At 40.8% G+C, this 18,252-nt stretch carries 20 protein-coding genes; 3 read left to right on the top strand and 17 right to left on the bottom strand.

Going from position 1 to position 18,252, the window contains the following annotated elements; genetic code table 11:
* Nucleotides 1-256 precede the first annotated feature (256 nt).
* A complete protein-coding gene (locus ATG70_RS00480; RefSeq protein ID WP_098442440.1) occupies nt 257-1,741 on the bottom strand; it encodes an MDR family MFS transporter in 1,485 nt (494 codons plus the stop codon).
* Between the two features lie 309 nt (nt 1,742-2,050).
* Between ATG70_RS00480 and ATG70_RS00475 the strand changes: the two genes are divergently transcribed.
* Nucleotides 2,051-2,359 (top strand): PadR family transcriptional regulator, encoded by a 309-nt coding sequence (locus ATG70_RS00475; protein ID WP_098442439.1) that lies wholly within the window; start codon nt 2,051-2,053, stop codon nt 2,357-2,359.
* A 12-nt stretch (nt 2,360-2,371) separates the two neighbouring features.
* On the top strand, nt 2,372-3,565 hold the full coding sequence (gene chrA / locus ATG70_RS00470) for a chromate efflux transporter (RefSeq protein WP_098442438.1): 1,194 nt from the start codon (nt 2,372-2,374) through the stop codon (nt 3,563-3,565).
* A 35-nt stretch (nt 3,566-3,600) separates the two neighbouring features.
* On the opposite strand, the gene ATG70_RS00465 is transcribed toward chrA, so the two are convergent.
* The 16 genes from ATG70_RS00465 to ATG70_RS00390 form a co-directional block, all read right to left on the bottom strand.
* On the bottom strand, nt 3,601-4,824 hold the full coding sequence (locus ATG70_RS00465) for a protein phosphatase 2C domain-containing protein (RefSeq protein ID WP_098442437.1): 1,224 nt from the start codon (nt 4,822-4,824) through the stop codon (nt 3,601-3,603).
* A 74-nt stretch (nt 4,825-4,898) separates the two neighbouring features.
* Nucleotides 4,899-5,084, bottom strand: coding sequence for a hypothetical protein (locus ATG70_RS00460; RefSeq protein ID WP_098442436.1), 186 nt, complete (start codon nt 5,082-5,084; stop codon nt 4,899-4,901).
* 146 nt (nt 5,085-5,230) lie between these two features.
* Entirely contained in the window at nt 5,231-5,923 is a 693-nt protein-coding gene (locus tag ATG70_RS00455) for a Na-translocating system protein MpsC family protein (RefSeq protein WP_098442435.1), read from the bottom strand.
* Nucleotides 5,924-6,091: 168 nt separating this feature from the next.
* The gene (locus tag ATG70_RS00450) at nt 6,092-6,298 is read right to left on the bottom strand and encodes an NUDIX domain-containing protein (protein WP_098442434.1); all 207 of its coding nucleotides are present in this window, start codon (nt 6,296-6,298) and stop codon (nt 6,092-6,094) included.
* Between the two features lie 3 nt (nt 6,299-6,301).
* A complete protein-coding gene (locus tag ATG70_RS00445; RefSeq protein ID WP_098442433.1) occupies nt 6,302-6,493 on the bottom strand; it encodes a hypothetical protein in 192 nt (63 codons plus the stop codon).
* Nucleotides 6,494-6,605: 112 nt separating this feature from the next.
* The gene (locus ATG70_RS00440; RefSeq protein WP_098442432.1) at nt 6,606-7,535 is read right to left on the bottom strand and encodes an aldo/keto reductase; all 930 of its coding nucleotides are present in this window, start codon (nt 7,533-7,535) and stop codon (nt 6,606-6,608) included.
* 69 nt (nt 7,536-7,604) lie between these two features.
* Nucleotides 7,605-8,624, bottom strand: coding sequence for a phosphotransferase enzyme family protein (locus ATG70_RS00435; protein WP_098442431.1), 1,020 nt, complete (start codon nt 8,622-8,624; stop codon nt 7,605-7,607).
* Between the two features lie 106 nt (nt 8,625-8,730).
* The gene (gene rbsB, locus ATG70_RS00430) at nt 8,731-9,654 is read right to left on the bottom strand and encodes a ribose ABC transporter substrate-binding protein RbsB (RefSeq protein WP_098442430.1); all 924 of its coding nucleotides are present in this window, start codon (nt 9,652-9,654) and stop codon (nt 8,731-8,733) included.
* Nucleotides 9,655-9,664: 10 nt separating this feature from the next.
* Nucleotides 9,665-10,618 carry a ribose ABC transporter permease RbsC gene (rbsC, locus tag ATG70_RS00425; RefSeq protein ID WP_098442429.1) on the bottom strand — a complete coding sequence of 318 codons (954 nt, stop codon included), beginning with the start codon at nt 10,616-10,618 and terminating at the stop codon, nt 9,665-9,667.
* Nucleotides 10,611-12,101, bottom strand: coding sequence for a sugar ABC transporter ATP-binding protein (locus tag ATG70_RS00420; protein ID WP_098442428.1), 1,491 nt, complete (start codon nt 12,099-12,101; stop codon nt 10,611-10,613). Before ATG70_RS00420 ends, rbsC begins: the two co-directional genes overlap by 8 nt.
* Before the next feature lie 14 nt (nt 12,102-12,115).
* Nucleotides 12,116-12,508 (bottom strand): D-ribose pyranase, encoded by a 393-nt coding sequence (gene rbsD, locus ATG70_RS00415; protein WP_098442427.1) that lies wholly within the window; start codon nt 12,506-12,508, stop codon nt 12,116-12,118.
* Nucleotides 12,505-13,395: a ribokinase gene (rbsK, locus tag ATG70_RS00410; RefSeq protein ID WP_098442426.1), complete on the bottom strand. Its 891-nt coding sequence runs from the start codon at nt 13,393-13,395 to the stop codon at nt 12,505-12,507. Before rbsK ends, rbsD begins: the two co-directional genes overlap by 4 nt.
* Complete coding sequence (locus ATG70_RS00405; protein ID WP_098442425.1) at nt 13,388-14,377, bottom strand: LacI family DNA-binding transcriptional regulator; 990 nt, start codon at nt 14,375-14,377, stop codon at nt 13,388-13,390. The genes rbsK and ATG70_RS00405 overlap by 8 nt, the downstream gene beginning before the upstream one ends.
* Nucleotides 14,378-14,455: 78 nt before the next feature.
* On the bottom strand, nt 14,456-15,277 hold the full coding sequence (gene nei, locus ATG70_RS00400; protein WP_098442424.1) for an endonuclease VIII: 822 nt from the start codon (nt 15,275-15,277) through the stop codon (nt 14,456-14,458).
* A gap of 149 nt (nt 15,278-15,426) precedes the next feature.
* The gene (locus ATG70_RS00395) at nt 15,427-16,899 is read right to left on the bottom strand and encodes a potassium/proton antiporter (protein WP_098442423.1); all 1,473 of its coding nucleotides are present in this window, start codon (nt 16,897-16,899) and stop codon (nt 15,427-15,429) included.
* A gap of 15 nt (nt 16,900-16,914) precedes the next feature.
* Nucleotides 16,915-17,469: a tyrosine-type recombinase/integrase gene (locus tag ATG70_RS00390; RefSeq protein WP_179886119.1), complete on the bottom strand. Its 555-nt coding sequence runs from the start codon at nt 17,467-17,469 to the stop codon at nt 16,915-16,917.
* Between the two features lie 160 nt (nt 17,470-17,629).
* Here ATG70_RS00390 and ATG70_RS00385 point away from each other — a divergent pair, with 160 nt between their 5' ends.
* A complete protein-coding gene (locus tag ATG70_RS00385) occupies nt 17,630-18,202 on the top strand; it encodes a thioredoxin family protein (RefSeq protein ID WP_098442421.1) in 573 nt (190 codons plus the stop codon).
* Nucleotides 18,203-18,252 lie beyond the last annotated feature (50 nt).

Below are 18,252 nucleotides of genomic sequence, written 5' to 3'. Positions count from 1 at the left end.
TTCTTTTAATACAGCAGTAACGTACCCAACTGATTCGTAACTCTTCTGTTAAAGAGCAGTGAAATATCGGTAAAAAAATAACAATAATTAGAAAGGTACTACCATTTGTTTCTTTATATTTGGTTTACTCCCAGCTTTTGTTTCAATCGTTTCAAGTATATTACATTTAGCTTTTCTTTATAAAAGCATAAAGTCATGATTTCATTTACGAAATTGTGACAACAAAAAAGCGCCTCGCTGTGAGACGCTTTTTTCGTTAGTCATTAACCGCTTTTGATTCAGTTTGACCTGCTCGATCTTCAGGCATTGCTTTACGAATAAATAATGAAATAAGAAAGCCAGCTGCAGCAAAACCGAATGCAACAAGATAGACAAGTTCCACTCCCGACACGAGGGACTGACTAATAGTTGTTGGGTCTGCTGGGTTAGCAGCATTATCGAGATAAGTCTGTTGACGTGTTGTCATAATGCTAATGAAAACAGAGACGCCAATTGCTCCTGAAACAGGTTGTAGCGTATTCATGATAGCCGTACCGTGTGGATAAAGATTTTTTGGAAGTCCATTAAGTCCATTCGTTTGAGCTGGCATCATGATTGCTGAAATCGAAAGCATGAGCAAAATATAAGTGGAAACAATTAACACAATGGATGTATCAACCTTCACTGTACTAAACACGAACATAACACCGGTCAATACAAGAGCAGCAGGAATAATTAATTTCCTTGGTCCAAACTTATCGAATAACTTCCCCATTACTGGTGACATTAAGCCATTTAACAGCGCACCAGGCAGTAGAATCAATCCGGCTGTTTGTGGCGATAATCCAAGTGGACCCTGCATGTACATCGGTAAAATAATTTCAGATGAGAACATCGCCATTATAATGATAATAAAGAGCAAGACGGCAACTGTAAACATCGGATATTTAAAGACTCGTACATCAAGCATTGGCTCTTTTAATTTCAACTGACGAAGTACAAAGATAATCAGGGAAACAACCCCAATTACAAGAGGTAAAAAGACTTGCGGGGCTAAGAAGCCAACCTCACCCTCACCCGCAAAACTAAATCCAAGTACAACGCCTCCAAATCCTAATGTGGAGAAGAGTATCGAAAGAATATCAACTTTAGGCTTCGTTACCTCACCAACATTACGAAGGAACTTGTAGCCGAATCCAATCGAAAACAGCGCGAAAGGAATAACGGTAATAAACAAATATCTCCAACCAAGGTTGTCCACAATCACGCCTGAAAGGGTTGGACCAATGGCCGGCGCAAACATAATCACGAGACCGATCGTTCCCATCACACTTCCCCGGCGTTCTGGAGGGAAAATGAGTAAAAATGTGTTAAAAACGATTGGAATTAATAATCCTGTACCCACCGCTTGTAACAGCCTACCGCTTAAAAGGATAGCGAAAGTCGGCGCGATTGCACATATAACGGTTCCGATCGTAAAAATCGTCATTGTGCCAAGAAACATCTGTCTCGTCGTATAGGACTGTAGCAGAAGTGCGGAAACCGGTGTTAAAATTCCCATTACTAGCAAGAAGCCGGTTGCCATCCATTGGACAGTGGCAGGTGTGACGCTAAACTTCTCCATTAACGTTGTTAATGCAATATTTAATAGAGTTTCATTTAAGATAGCAAAAAAAGCCCCGATGATAAGCGAGATCATGACTGGTTTAACATTAAAATTGGGATCATCAGCTAGGAATTCATACGTTTCCTTTTCCTCCATGGATTCTCCTCCTTTTCTCCTTAGCAGTTGTGCCCTAAATCTTGATTCCACTTAGGGTTTACCGTTCAAAAACGTTTTAAACAACAGACAATATCTTACTATAACTAAAGCACTATTAAAAGAAATTAAGCTTATGAACTTGTTCACTTAACGGTTGGTTGAGTCACTGAAAGGTGAAACTTCGACCATGTTAAGGATTTGTAAAAAACGCTCCCATCCCCTTGTGGCTCAATCATTTTCCCGTTAAAATTTGCTTATCAGCAATATCGAAAACCGATATCGAAATCAAATAATAAGAGGTGGTAGCATTTGGATAATAAAATACTAAGGAAACTTTTTCTAGGCTTTATTCAAATTCATATTCTTCACCATGCTAAGGAAGAAGCGATCTACGGCTCATGGATGCTAGAAGAACTTCGTGAACACGGATATGAAATGAGCTCAGGTACCTTATATCCCATCCTTCACAATATGGAGAATGATGGTTTACTTTCGAAAGAAGAAAACAACGTAAATGGAAAGATACGAAAATATTACCGTACCACCGATAAAGGCGATCGAATATTGTTAGAAGCACAATCTAAAGCATACGAACTATTTAAAGAAATCAAAGACTAATGGAGGGTCAATATGCCTGGTAAACACTCTTTCAAAACCTTTATTGAAATTCTTCTCGTATCAACGCGACTGGGTTTAACCTCATTTGGAGGTCCTGTTGCGCATCTTGCTTATTTTAAGGATGAATATGTTGATCGAAGGAAGTGGCTTGATGACAAAATGTATGCTGACATCATTGCACTATGTCAATTTTTGCCGGGACCTGCTAGCAGTCAAGTTGGAATAGCAATCGGTATGATGCGGGGTGGGATGTTTGGTGGCTTTCTATCATGGTTTGGCTTCACAGTTCCTTCTATCATCATTCTTGTCATCTTTGCCCTGCTTTATCAAACCTTTTCGCTTGGTGATGGGACATTTATTCATAGCTTAAAAATTGTTGCGGCAGCAGTCGTGCTTCATGCCATTATTGGATTAGGTAAGAAATTAACACCGGATCGAACGAGGATTGGAATCGCCTTAGCCGCAGCTCTCATCATGCTACTCTATCCGTCTGCATGGATGCAGCTTCTTGTTATCGCAGGAGCTGGGCTAATAGGTTTACGTTTTTTTAACGACAAAACAGAAACAACCGTAAAACCCTTTCCCGTTTCTATATCAAAAAAAGTTGGTATTAGCTCGCTAGCCTTGTTAGGTACGCTCTTAATCGTTCTACCAATTCTTAACCGTTTAACAGATCATGCGCTTCTCAATTTATTTGACACGTTCTTTCGAGTAGGTGCGCTTGTATTCGGAGGAGGACATGTCGTCCTACCGATGATTGAACGAGAAATCGTTCCCCAGGGTCTTCTTTCAAGCGATCAATTCCTTGCAGGTTATGGAATGGCCCAAGCAGTTCCAGGTCCACTGTTTACGTTCGCAAGCTATCTCGGTACGATGCTAGGAGGCATTACGGGAGCAATCGTCGTCACAATAGCGATATTCTTACCGTCCTTTCTACTGATTACAGCTGCCCTCCCATTTCTAAATGAATTACGAAAGCGGGCTTCATTTCAAAAAGTTTTAATTGGCGTGAACGCTAGTGTGGTAGGTATTTTATTAGCGGCCTTTTATGACCCTGTTATTAAAAGCGCAATTAATTCAGGAGAAGATTTCGCCCTTGCCGCGATTTTATTCGCTCTACTCTCAATATGGAAGTTCCCAGCCTGGATGATCGTTGGTATAGGCATCATCGGCGGGTATCTCATTCAAATCATCAGTTCATTCTAAAAGAAGACGTCGCACACATGCGACGTCTTCTTTCATTATAAGTCACTAGGCATTACGCCATTTTCTACTATGTTAATCTTCCATGCAACTATGGTTGTGCTATCTCTTACACCCTTACCCTCTATTTCTTTCAATAACTGTTGGACATCTTTTTTAACACACTTCCCTTTCATTCGCGCCACGATTTGATCTGGAAAATGAAAATTAGTATGAGGACACTCAAGTAATCCATCCGTCGTTAAGAAGATGAGGTTATCACCTTTTCTTAATTCTTTTGTGCCTGTGCTATAGCATGGGACAATCGTATCAAATGTGTTCACTTCCCCGATCCACTCGTAGAAACTTCGATGATTTTGCACCGACTCTCCAAGCGCTTCCAGCTCTGGATGAATCAAAAGCAATAAACAATCACCAACGGAGAACCACCATAGATACTTATTTTTTCGAACGACAATTAAACAGGCCGTCTCCCCTTCCACTTCCCGGCACTTTTGTTTAAATGTTGCGTTTTGAAAAAGGCCAACTACAGCTTTCGGCAATTCACTCACTGCTTCTTGCGTCTTTTTTATAAGAATGTTCGTAAGCATCGAGTGATATCGCTCAACTTCATCTAAAATAAGCGCTGCACTACTCGCCGATTTATGTGCATCTAATAGGACTGCAAATTCCCAATCTACTCCAGTCCAGACGAGACAACCATCTTCATTCTTATTCTGTCCTGCTGAAGTGTTCCCTCCGAAACGACCGACCGAGACGTTCCCAACTTCAGTACAGGTTGGTTCATCTAAATAAGGATACATACTCCCTACCCAGCTTAATTGATAACTTTTTCCTATCTTAGAATTAGCTTCAGTAAGTTTAAGACTCCTCTCAGACACCAATACTGAAATGACTTCTTCAGGGTAGATACGTAATCCGTTTAGTTCAGAAACTGGTACCCAAACCGCTTTATACGTGCCTCGTTTATGAGAAGAATACCGATACTCGCTACCGGTTCCGTTTCCAAATTCACCACTAAGGATTTCGGCTGTATAGTAAAAATGTTCTCCATTAAATTGAAAAGAAGTATAGAACGCTTTTACACGTACGTCTACTCCTAGTTCTTCAAGGGCTTCTCTTTTGGCAGCTTGTTGGGGTGTTTCACTTTCTTCCATTCCACCACCTGGAATAACATAATACGTTTCATCATTTCGATTTCGCTCTATTAAAGCGATTTGATCATTTTGAATAATGATCACGCCCGCTCTGTTTCGGTCCATCACGTACCTCCTATCCGCCTAACATCATTAAGACATTCGCAACGCTAGTGAGGACTTCCTTCTTTTGCGAGGGATTATTGAATACTTCCTTTACAATAACAACACACTTCATATAACTCTTTATCAATCAGCTTTTGAAGATAGAGATGATCGTGCGTGCCCTCTCTCTTTGTAATAGGTGTCGTATGAAATTCGCATTGATCACCAGCAAATGGTGTGCGATGAATAATGCGTTTTGAATGATCGATTAGGTATTTCATTATCTTCCTCCTTGTCTGATTCTATATTCATAGTGTGTTTTCTGCTGCATTGGAAGGATAAGAAAATATAAAAAAGCCAAAAAGAACCAGAAGTCTGGTTCTTTTTGGCTTATAACTGGTTCTATCGCCCAGTTTATTTCCACCTATTATCTGTTTGGTTTAAGGATTAATGTAATATAGCTTTTATCTAGATTAAAATCCCAGTCTACAAAAATATCTTCTACTTTTGTAGAAAGGATCGATTCAAATTGTTGATCATGAAGCAAGCTTTTCTCAAGCCGTCTTTTCGATAATTTTAATTGTTCTTCAAAACCATCGCGAATTAACTCTTTCTCTATGCGAACGAGAATACCATCCCGAAGCACGACGAGCGTTCGGTCATTTAGCATGCAGGAGTCTACTTTCTCTGGTGCTTTTTCCGCAAGCATACTGACTCGAATAATTTCCTCATGAACGCGTTCTTTTTTATCATATTCAGGAAGTGCTTTACCTTCCATTTCATTGATGTTATTCATGACACCAACAATAACTCCTGAGCGATTTTGAAGAGACCAATCATGATAAAATGACTGGATTTCAATACCAGTCATCACTCGAATGGATGCTTTAATTTCAGGTAACAAGCCTTGAATCAGCAAATCGCGCGTTTCTTCAACACGCATATCTTCTTTCTGATCCACTAGTACTCGTTCCATCGGTGCCAGAAAATCGCGAAAATATATTGTCATATACGGTTCCTGTATCGATACGTAAACCGATGATGGGCCTTTCCCAAAGTTATCTCTTAACAGTTTGCCGACATAACTCGCAATTTCAGCTTCATTTGACTTACGTTCCATTAGGTTCACCCTTTATTCTAAGATAGGAACATCGTATTTCCTACCCAGTATTCATTATAGTAGTCTTTCCACTTTATTAAAAGAATATGGATTGAATTTGATATTTCATTTAGGTGACAGTATCGTCATGATAGTGACATGATTAGTTATCTTGTTTTGTCATTCGCTTCATAGGTACTGATTTACGTCCACTTCAATTCCAAGCTCTTCTTTATATTCTCTTACTACTGTTACTTTAGAATGCTCTCCAAATTCTATATTCCCTCCAAGTGGACGATAATAACTTCCAGATCCTTTTGAATGCTTTCCATAATAAGCTTCAACTAACATCTCTTGTTCTCTAAAAAGGAGCCCAAGTGCTTTTACTTTTATCATTCACTACCTCCTTTTGTGTTTCTTCCTTTTTCGTCTCACTAGTAACAAGACGACGCGCTGAAAAACGACCGCAAGCGCACCGAGTGACATGATCATACCTGGCCGTACTGCACGGTCATCCTCGAAAAGGAAAATGAGAAGAATTGCAATGAGCACAAGAGAAAGTGTAAGAATAAAAAGCACGCTCTTTTTCAAGTTGGAGGCCTCCTTTTATGTATGATGGGCATATCCGCATAATCCTGGACAAAACAGATAGAATTTCCTACAAAAAACCAGAGGACATAACATCCTCTGGTTTGTACTTCTCTTACTTGAAAATCTGATCGATACGCTGGATTTCTTCACTTGTTAACTTCACATCAAGTGTTTTCAAGTTATCAACAACCTGTTCTTGACGCTTAGCCCCTGGGATAAGCACATCAATGCTATCACGCGTTAAATACCACGCAAGGATAAGGTGTGTAACCTCAACACCTTTTGCGTTCGCAATATTTCGTACCTGATCAACTTTCTTTAGGTTTGCTTTAAATGCTTCTCCCTGGAAAAGAGGATCCTTCGAGCGAATATCATCGAACGTCGTGTTCTCATCATATTTACCTGCTAGAAGTCCAGAAGCAAGTGGGAAGTATGGGATAAAGGAAATGCCCTGTTCCGCAGTATAAGGAAGAAGGTCTTCCTCAGCATCACGATGAAACAAGTTGTAATGACTTTGAAGCACATCCACATAGCCATCCTTGTTTGCTTCTTTTAACTGCTCTAAATCAAAATTAGAAACACCAATCGATTTAATTTTCCCTTGATCTTTCAATTCTTTAAGAGCACCTACTGCTTCAGCTTTGTTCGTATGTTCATCTGGAAAATGAATATAGAATAGATCGATGTAATCTGTTTGAAGTCGCTTTAAGCTGTTCTCCACCGATTGTTTTAGGAACGAAGGTGAATTGTTATAAACAACTTCTTCTCCTTTAAATTCATGAGCGCCTTTTGTTGCCAGAACGATATCGTCTCGGCTTCCCCGTTCTTTGATCACTTCACCAACAAGTTCTTCAGAGCGCTCAGGTCCGTATATATAAGCTGTATCCAATAAATTAATACCATTATCTATTGCTGCTCTTACAAGATCTTTCCCTGTTTCTTCATTTAAATTCGGATAAATATTATGTCCACCCACGGCGTTTGTACCTAAACCGATTGGGTTTGCCTGTAAACCAGATTTTCCAATTTGTACTTTTGCCACTTTCAATCATCCTTTCTGTTAAAAGCTACACAAAGTACATTACCACTTCTTAGTAATTGGAAAACATCGTTACGTGCTTTCAATCCACTTCTCTCGATCCTCTAATGCAGGCTCTGCAATTAATTCAGAGTGAATCAATCGTTCACGGATGCCGTCTAACATGGCTTTCTCTTTTGCATTCAACTTAGTCACATCGTATTTTTTATGAAATACAGTATAGAGTTCAAAATCTCTTAATCGAATAAAATAAGGAAGCGTTTTAAGCCATTCATAAGAGACCTTTACTTCTTCTCGATACCCTTTCAAAAAGGAACGTAAAAATGCTGTAGCAAAGCTCGATCGTTCTGTAAAAGACGAGGTTCCACATTTTTGCCAAACCGCATAATAGACAGGAATCGCAAGATCACTCACATAATAATGATACATCGCATCGTCGAAATCAAATAGATGAATTGCATTGCCATCGTAATGAAAGTTTCCGTGATGGACATCGGAGTGAATGAGACCAAACGTATTTCCTGTTTCATGAAACGTCTGGATTTCTTCGATCAGTCTTTTCCCTTCAATTATGATTCTTGCATCTTCAGGTTTGGAGAGATACCGGTCGAACTGAAGCAAGTCACCTTCATCCCATCTCGCTCGTATTAATGAAACCTTGTTCTTCATCGAAAAACGGTGCATCTTCCCAATCTCTTTTCCCCATGCTTCGAATAGAGCGGGTCCAAACAAGTCGTCATTTACTTTAATCGCATTTCCAGGCACCCTTTCAAATAAACAAGCATAAAACGTCCCCTTCTCTGTTAAGATTAGTTCTACCATTTCATTCTTTATAGAAGGGTAGGCGCGTGCCACTTGAACGCCTGCACCGCTTAATTGATTGACCCACAGGAGTTCGGATTTTATTTCTTCAAGAGTACGGTGAGAGCTATGAGTAAAACGAAGGATCCATGTCCTTTCAATCTCTTTGACTTCATAAACATAGTTTTCAAAATCGCCTAGCTTTCTTATATTCGATACTTGAATACCAAATCGAACAATCGCTTCATCCACGTACGTTTCGGAGAACATTGCTTCAATCCAGGCTTCCATCTCCACATCCTCCTTCTTCCTTCTTTTCTACTACCATTAAATTCGACTTATCTCTTTCATTTCCTTTTATACGACAAAACGCTCCCAGTAGTGGGAGCGTTTAACCTTACTTTGTTTCTTCCGTTACTAGCTTTAATGGAACCGGAATTGTTTCATCGACTTCGTTCCCTTTTAATACATCAACACCTGCCTGAACGGCGAGTGAACCTATTTGTTCAGGTTGCTGTGCAACAGTCGCTGATAGCTTTCCATCTTGAATACTATTAATCGCATCTTCATTTCCATCGAATCCAACAACGAGAATGTCTTTCCCCGAACTTTGAATAGCCTGGAGAGCTCCAAGCGCCATCTCGTCATTGTGGGCAAATACCGCTTCGATATCAGGATTACCTTGAAGCAAGTTTTCCATCGTATTTAAACCTTCTGTACGATCGAAATTAGCTGTCTGTTTTGCAACAACATCTAGCTTCTCATCTGCAATGTTGTGGAACCCTTTCCCGCGTTCACGAGTAGCCGATGCACCGGGTACTCCTTCAAGCTCAGCTATTTTTGCCCCTTCTCCTAACTGCTCAACTAAAAACTCGCCAGCCATCTCTCCGCCTTTTTCATTATCCGAAGAAACAAGAGTGGCTACATCGCCTTTCTCGGCAGAGCGGTCAAGCGTAACGACTGGAATACCCAGGCTATTCGCTGATTGGACCGCCGTTGAAATCGCTGCTGAATCGGTTGGATTAATCAATAATACATCGACACCCTGCTGAATCAGATCTTCAACATCGCTAATTTGCTTTGCCGCATCATTTTGCGCATCTACGACAACAATGTCCATGCCTTGTTCTTTCGCTTCCGCTTCTACCCCATCTTTCATCGATACGAAAAAGGGATTATTTAACGTTGAAACGGATAAACCAATTTTAATATCCTCTATATCTGTCTCCTGACTCGGCTTTGCCCATTCAGGCGGCTGAAGCGAACATGCTCCAAGCACAAGCAATGACAAACTGAGCAGGAATGGCAGTAACTTTTTCATAGTAATCCTCCTAAGCTGCTTTTTTACGATCAATCAACACAGCAATGATAATAACAACACCTTTGACAACCATCTGGAAGAAAGAAGATACACCAAGCAAATTTAATCCGTTATTTAACGTACCAATAATCAGTGCACCGATTAATGTTCCAATAATTAAACCTCGACCTCCGGAAAGGCTTGTTCCGCCAAGCACAACTGCCGCGATTGCATCAAGCTCGTACGATGTTCCTGCAGTTGGTTGTGCTGAGTTCAATCTTGACGTTAGAATTGCTCCTGCTAAAGCTGAAAGTAGACCAGCTAGAGAATAAATCATCACTTTCATGCGATTCACTTTAATACCTGAAATAAGAGCCGCTTTCTCATTTCCACCGATAGCATACGTTTTACGCCCGAACGGTGTTTTATGAAGAATTACCCAGAGAACAGCGAATGATAGTAACATCGTGATCGCCGGAACTGGGATACCAAGGAAATAGCCTCTTCCGAAAAGCTGGAAAGCATAGCTATCGCCAAGCCCCGTAATCGGATTCCCATCTGTATAGACGAGCGTTAATCCTCGGAATAAAGTCATCGTTGCAAGCGTTGCGATAAACGGAGCCATTTTTCCTTTCGTAATCAACAGTCCATTCACCATACCCATGGCAGCTCCTAGCAAAGAACCTATGAGTATCGCCAAAATCGGGTCAATTCCTGACACCATCATGCCAGCCATCAGTGCACTTGAGAGTGCTAAAATCGAACCAACCGATAAATCTATTCCGCCTGTTAAAATAACAAATGTCATTCCGTAAGCAATAAGCGCATTAATTGCCACTTGTCGAAGTAAATTCAATAAATTAAGTGGTTCTAAAAAACTTGGATTTAAGATAGAAACGGTTGCAACAAGCACAAGTAAACCTAATAGTGGTCCTAGCTTTTGCATCACATTACCAACATGATTTGTTTTCATTGAATTATTCATCTTCTTGACCTCCTGTTGCCAGCGTCATTATTTTCTCTTGCGTTGCTTCCTTCTTGGATACCTCACCGGTCAGTTGACCCTCACGGAAAACAAGAATTCGATCACTCATGCCAAGCACTTCCGGTAGTTCAGAGGAAACCATGATAATCGCAACTCCACGATCCGTTAACTCATTCATTAATTGATAGATCTCACGCTTCGCTCCTACATCAACACCACGTGTAGGTTCATCTAAAATCAATACTTTCGGTCCAATCCCAATCCATTTAGCGATAACCACCTTTTGTTGATTACCTCCAGAAAGGTTTTTGGCACTTGTTTGAGCAGACTCAGTTTTAATCGTTAGCCGTTTAATGAGGAGCTCAACAAAGTCCAGCTCGCTTTTTTCATTGATTAAGCCTTTCGGAGCAAAGCTATAAAGACTCGGTAACGCGATATTATCCTTCAGAGAGAAATCGAGCACAAGTCCCTCTTCTTTTCGATCTTCTGTAATAAAACCAAGTCCTAGTTGAACAGCGTGAGAAGGATTTTTAATGACTACTTTTTTACCACTAATGAAAATATCGCCAGTGTATTTTCCATCCAGTCCAAAAATCGTCCGCATGACTTCAGTTCGACCAGCACCCATTAACCCCGAAACGCCAACGATCTCACCGGACCTTACGGAAAAATTGACATTCTCAAACACGCCTTTTCTAGCGAGGCCTTTGACTTCTAACATCGTTTCACCAGGCTTCGGAGAACGTTCAGGAAAGCGATCAGTTAATTCTCGACCAACCATTTTTCGAACAACTTCATCAAAATTCGTCTCTGGAATCGCCTTTGTATCAACTGTTTTTCCATCTCGCATGACGGTAATGCTGTCACAGATTGTGAAGATCTCTTCCATACGATGCGAAATGTAGACAATGGAAACGCCGCTTTTCTTTAGTGAGCGAATCACCTGGAACAGCGTTTGAATCTCACGTTCCGTTAGTGCTGCTGTGGGCTCATCCATAATAATCACTTTCGCATCTGTCATTAATGCCTTTGCAATTTCAATCATCTGCTGCTCTCCAACGGAACATTTTCCTGCTTCCTGCTGAAGAGGAATGGAGATGGCTAGTTTCTTAAACTGCTCATTCGCAATCGCTTTCATTTTTTTCGAATGAATAAGACCAAAAGATGTAACCGGTTCCTTATTAATGAACAAATTCTCCAATACCGTTAATTCTGGCCAGATGTTTAGCTCTTGATGGATAAAAGCAACACCATTTTCTTCAGCTTCTTTCGGATTATCAAAAACCCGTTCTTTTCCATCGATCACCATTGTGCCATGATCTTTCTTATGAAGACCAGTTAGAATGTTCATGAGCGTTGACTTCCCCGCTCCATTTTCTCCCATAAGGGCATGAACTTCGGCATCATGAATGTCGATGTTCACGCCTTCAAGCACTTTGTTCGCTCCAAATGCTTTATGAATGTCTCTCATGCTAATTTGCATGCTGTTCACCTCGTTTAAAAGATTACTCCTGAATGAAGAATGCAATTGGCATATGGCGTTGTCTCACCTGTGCGGATGACAACTTTCGCCTGCCTCGTTTGCTCTTTAAATGCTTCATGATCGACATAATTCCGTTCCGTTTCTTCAAGCTCCTGCTTTAGCCAATCATGCACCTTTTGGTTACCTTCAATTTCATATGCAAGCGTCACACGCTCGACAACCATCTCTTGAAGAAGTTCACTCACCACATCACGAAATGCTGGGAGCCCCGGACGTAATGCGAGATCAATTTTCGGGACACCAACCGGAACGGGGAGGCCAGCATCTGCAATAACAATCTGATCGGTGTGCCCGAGATCTGCAAGAACTTTAGAAATATGACTATTTAACATTCCTCTTCTTTTCATTCTGCTAGCATCCTTTCCACTTCTTCACGTGTCGGCATGCCGCCTTGTGCTCCAAAACCAGTAACAGAAAGAGAAGCAGCGCGATTACCAAAAGTTATGCTATCCGCTAGCGTTTTTCCTTCCGCAATTGCTGTACCAAATGCAGCGTTAAACGTATCTCCTGCGCCGGTTGTATCAATGGCTTCTACTTTAAATGAGGGAATCAACACTTCCTCTTGCCCATTGAAATAACGTACACCTGCTGCGCCTTCCGTAATAAATACCTTTTCAGGATACATTCTTAATGACTCATTCATTGATTGCCCACTAAATAAAACGTCTGCCTCATGTTCATTAGGTGTCATATACGTAGCTAAATCAATCACCTGCTGCGAGATGGGTCTTGCCGGCGCTGGGTTAAGTAACAACGGCACATCCACTTTCTTACATAACTCAGCTACAAACGCTACCGTTTCTTCCGGTATTTCTTGCTGAATCATGACCAGATCGCAACTTTCAATGAGCTCAGCCTTCTTTTTAATATAAGAAGGCGTAATGTAATCATTCGCTCCTTTAACAACCACAATACTGTTATCGCCCTCTGCAAGAATGATGTGAGCCGTTCCGCTTTCAACACCTGTAACCGGTTCCACATGGTCGGTTTTAACACCATTGTTTTTAAAGTTTCTTAAGATCGCCTCGCCGTAATGGTCGTCACCGACACAGCCAATCATATGCACTTCTGCACCAAGCCTTGCCGCTGCAACTGCTTGATTTGCCCCTTTGCCGCCAGGGACGGTTTTAAATGATTCTCCTAATACCGTTTCTCCCGCTCCTGGACGTTTCTTGGAAGTTACTACAAGATCCATTGAGGAACTTCCGATTACAGCTATTTTCGCTTTACGCATTTGGATCAACCTTTCTTGTCGTATTTCGTTCAATTAGCGTAACTGGCAATTGAATCGTTTGATCAATTTCCTTTTCTTTTCGAATCATTCGAATGAGTAATTTCGCTGCTTCCCTCCCCATTTCATAAGCAGGTTGCCTGATCGTTGATAAAGAAGGATAAGACAAGCTACTAAACGGGATATCATCGTAACCAATCAGCTGTAAGTCCTCCGGAATCCTTCTGCCAAGACGAAGTGCCTCATGTAAAATGGCAATTGCTACAATATCGTTACTTGCAATCACTCCATCCGTATCAGAATGCTTTTCAAAGAGCTCTTCAGCCCTTTTTCGTGCATCATCAAATGCGTAAGAGGAAGTTGAAAGAACCGAAAAATCGACTTCTGCTGCACTTAATTCAGCGAGTGCTCCTTGAAACCGATCCATCGCTGGCTTTACATGCCCAGGTCCTTTAATCAGTGTAATTCTTTTTGACCCTCTCTCAACTAACGCTTTCGCTGCCAGTCGTCCGCCTTCAATTCCATCAGCATAAACAGAAGGATGTTGTTTTGACACACGATCTAGAAAGACAACGGGCAAATCAAGATTTGTATAATTCTCGTTATCTGTATTATTTGTTGCTGAAATAATGCCAACAACTTGATTTTGCAAAAAGGTTTGGATGTACTCTAATTCTTTCATTGCCTCTTCATCACTGTTTCCAAGTAACAACCTGAATCCAGCTCGGTTGACTTCATCCTCAATCCCACGAGCTAACTGTGGAAAAAAAGGGTTCGTAATGTCAGGAAGAAGCAGTCCAATTAACCTTGATTCTCGCTTATAGAGTGAGCGCGCTACTTCATTTGGACTGTAGTTCAAACTATTGATCGCATCCATCACACGTTTTCTCGTTTCGACACCTACATAACCATTATCATTTAATACACGAGAAACGGTCGCAACAGATACTCCCGCATGTTCTGCTACATCTCGAATTGTAGCCATGTGCTTCACTCCTTCGTCCTTGTGTAACCGGTTACATATAACTTACCACACCATTGAATGCGTTTGCAAGTTTTTTTCTTACTTCGCCTGACACATTGGACAAAAATACAATCTTCTTGATCCAGCTTTCATTTTTTGAATTTCTGTTCCTTCAATTCGGCACGCCTCCCCTTCTCGGTTAAAAACCCAATGTCTATATTGAGGGCGTTTTTGTCCTTTCTCCTTAAGCTTCATCGCTAACTCAAGATCATTCGTAATTCCGTTATGTTCATAGGATTGATGAACGAGTTTCACGGTGGCTTCAGCCGCTTTCGTTAACTGCTGCTCCGAGCAATCAATTGGACGTAAATCCGGATGAATACCTGCTAGAAAGAGAATTTCACTTCTTAAATAGTTACCAATACCACCAATAAAAGACTGATCTAGCAAAAGGGAAGTCCACTTTTTCTTATGGAAAGCTTTTGATTCAAAGCGCTCCTTCAATTGTTCCGCACTTACTTCTTCACTCAGTAAATCAGGTCCCACTTTCGCAATAAAAGGGTGGAGAGGCACTTCTTCATCGCGAAGCACTTCAATATCAGATGCGCTATATAGAAGGGCAGACTTCTTCTCATTATGAAGGGCTAGACGTAGCTGACGATTTGTTTTTGGATAATTGTAGGCGTTCCGTATCACCCATTTCCCATAGAGCTGATTATGCGAGTAGATGGTATACCCATTATCAAATCGAATCAGCATCGCCTTTCCTTTCGTATCTACCCTCGTTACCTCTGCCCCGCTTAAGAGAGATTCATATCCCTTTAAATGTTCAAAAGCAAAGAATACATCCATCACGCTTCCTTTTCGTAACGCTTTCTCAACCTGGTCTGCTGCTCTTCTAATTTCAGGACCTTCAGGCATTATCGATGACCTTCTTTCTTCATTGTTAGATAATCGTTTTGTTGCATAAATGATGCTTATGATTTAGGAGGGATTTTCCCTAACTTTATGCGAATGAAACGAATGGAGGGGCTCTGCAGTGCAGAGCCCCTTCATTCGAAATTTTTTAGTTATCCACCGATTGTCTTTCGGATCCCCAGTACCTTTTCAAGCTCTGATTTCTTTTGATTTTCAACAAGAATATAGAGTACATCGTTCACTTTTATTTTCGTATCTCCAGAAGGTGCGATCAATTCATCTCGGCGAATAATTGCACTAACGAGCACTTTATCTGGAAATGATATATCGGATAACTCTTTTCCAATTAATTTAGAAGATGGCCTAATGGTATAAGGAATCATCTCGGCGTTAACCGTTGTTGATGATACCAGTTCTAATGAATGAGAAGGCACATGAACTTCAGGGCTAGTAAGCCCTAATTTTTTCCCTATAAGAGGAATAGTAGCTCCTTGTACAAGGGCAGAAGTGAGGACAATAAAGAAAATGAGGTTAAAGAAAAGCTGGCTATTTTCTAGTCCTTCTAACAGCGGGAAAGTCGCTAACACAATTGGCACCGCTCCTCGTAATCCGGCCCAAGAAAGAAAAGTTTTTTCTTTAAGTGTGAACTTAAACGGGATACTTGAGAGAAAAACAGCAATTGGACGTGCGATCACAATCAAGATAAACGAGAGAGCTAGCCCTTTTAAGACAATCCAGGTTGAGAATAGTTCAGAAGGATTAACAAGGAGACCTAGCATAATAAACATTAAGATTTGCATCATCCAAGCGATCCCATCATGGAAGCGGAAAATCGTTTGACCATATGGAAGACTTTTTGTATTACCAAGTACAAGGGCAGCAGCATACACAGCAAGCAGTCCGCTTGCGTTGACTAAATCTGTTGCGCTATATGTAATTAAGGCAATCGCAATTGAAAAAACAGGGTATAACCCGTTTGAACCTAACTCGATATTCTTCATCGCCCATGAGGCCGCGTAGCCAAACAAGACACCTAGTAATAGTCCAGCGCCCATTTGCCAGAAGAACGACAGGATGACGGACGCACCAAAGGCGGTCTCGCCAATGGCAAGTTGTAATAAAGTAAGTGTTAAAAACATTGCCATTGGATCATTCGAGCCTGACTCTGCTTCAAGGGTCGATTGCAACTTCCGCTTAATGTTCTTCCCTTTCAAAACGGCAAAGACCGCTGCTGCATCTGTTGAACCTACAATCGCACCTAAGAGTAGAGCTTCATTCCAATTCACATCCAAAATCATTTTGGCAGCAACACCAAATAACCCTGAAGTAATAAGAACGCCTACTGTTGCGAGAGACAATGAAATAGGAAGAACGGCTTTCGTACGACGCCATTCTGTTTGTAAGCCACCATCAAACAAGATCAATACAAGAGCTAATATACCAAGTGACTGTGTAAGTGAAGCATTATCAAAATAAATATATCCGAGTCCATCGCTTCCTGTAATCATTCCCACGATAATAAACAAGACAAGTGCCGGGACACCTAACCGGGAAGAAAATTTGGCCATCAGGACACCACCGATTAAAAAGATGGCGCTGAATAAAATTACTGCATTCGTATCCATTGATCTTCCTCCCTTCTATAAATGTACATCAATCTTCAGTTTCGGAATTTGCTCAGAATTTATACCGATATATTTTAATGTTTCACTTCTCGTCGCATGTCCATAAATTTTTTGAATGAGAGACACGGCTACTCCCTGTTGAAACGCATGATAACCAAACGTTTTTCTTAAACTATGAAAGCTGATTGGATGCTCAAGTCCGGCATCTTTTCCCGCTTGAGATAAGATGCGATGAACCTGCTGTCTTGTAATTGGATGAGTAGGATCTTTTTTCGTATGAAAAAGGTAAAAGTTATCATTTGAAGGATGCTCATTCACATAAAGCGTAAGAGCGCGTTTCACTTCTGAATTGAGGTAGATATCTGTTGTTTCGGTAATAGATGATTCTAGGAATTCATTAAAAGATCCATTCATCACATGATTAAGGGTAAGATGCAAAAGAGGCGTTAAACGCAAGCCCGTATTAATACTGAAAATAAACAACAAATAGTCTCGTTTTGATCGGTTCAATAACGCTCTTTTTAATATCTCAATCTGCTCCGTGCTTTGAATGGCTCCGACAGAATTCACTCTTATCACGTCCTTTATGTGACTCAATTATATCATAGCCTAGGTTATGTCACTATCGATATGCTTTCATACGAAAAGGCTATTCTATGATAAAAAGGATTTCCAGGCTTTTTCGTAGTATAATTAATTATGGTAGAATTCGAATAAAGGAGGGCCATCAATGGATCTAACGAATTGGTTTGATAGGGGCATGTCCATGCAACAATACATTCATAGTATGGACGAACATCGAGAAGATTTATTAACCATTTATAATCATGTTACTCTCGAAAAAGATGACCTTGAATTTCTTCATTCTCTTCAATCAGAAAAGCTCCGTGCTCTTGTCCTAACAGCTGACTGGTGCGGTGATGCAATGGTTAACCTTCCTATTTTTATGCGCATGGCTGATGAAGCTTTAATTGAAAGTGCATACTTTATTCGTGACAATCACCTTGAACTGATGGATCAATATTTAACAAATGGAACAGCAAGATCGATTCCGATTATTGTATTGATTGATTCAGAAGGCCGTGAAGTTGGAAAATGGGGGCCACGTGCTCCAGAAGTCCAAGCCTATGTGGATCGAGCAAAACAATCACTTCCACCAAAGGGCGATCCAGACTTTAAGAAGGCGTTCCTCTCATTTATTAGTGAAACCACTGAACGATTTACAACGGATCATGACATGTGGAAGCACATCAAGGACGACATGCTAGCTATGCTAAGTCAATCGGTGACCGTTACAAAATAGTTTTACAAAGCTCGGCACAATTGCCGGGCTTTTTTAAATTGATTATTAAA

The organism is Bacillus sp. es.036 (assembly GCF_002563635.1).
Taxonomy (GTDB): Bacteria; Bacillota; Bacilli; order Bacillales; family Guptibacillaceae; genus Guptibacillus.
The sequence above is the reverse complement of the archived record's forward strand: the minus strand, read 5'-3'. Positions and strand labels throughout refer to the sequence as shown.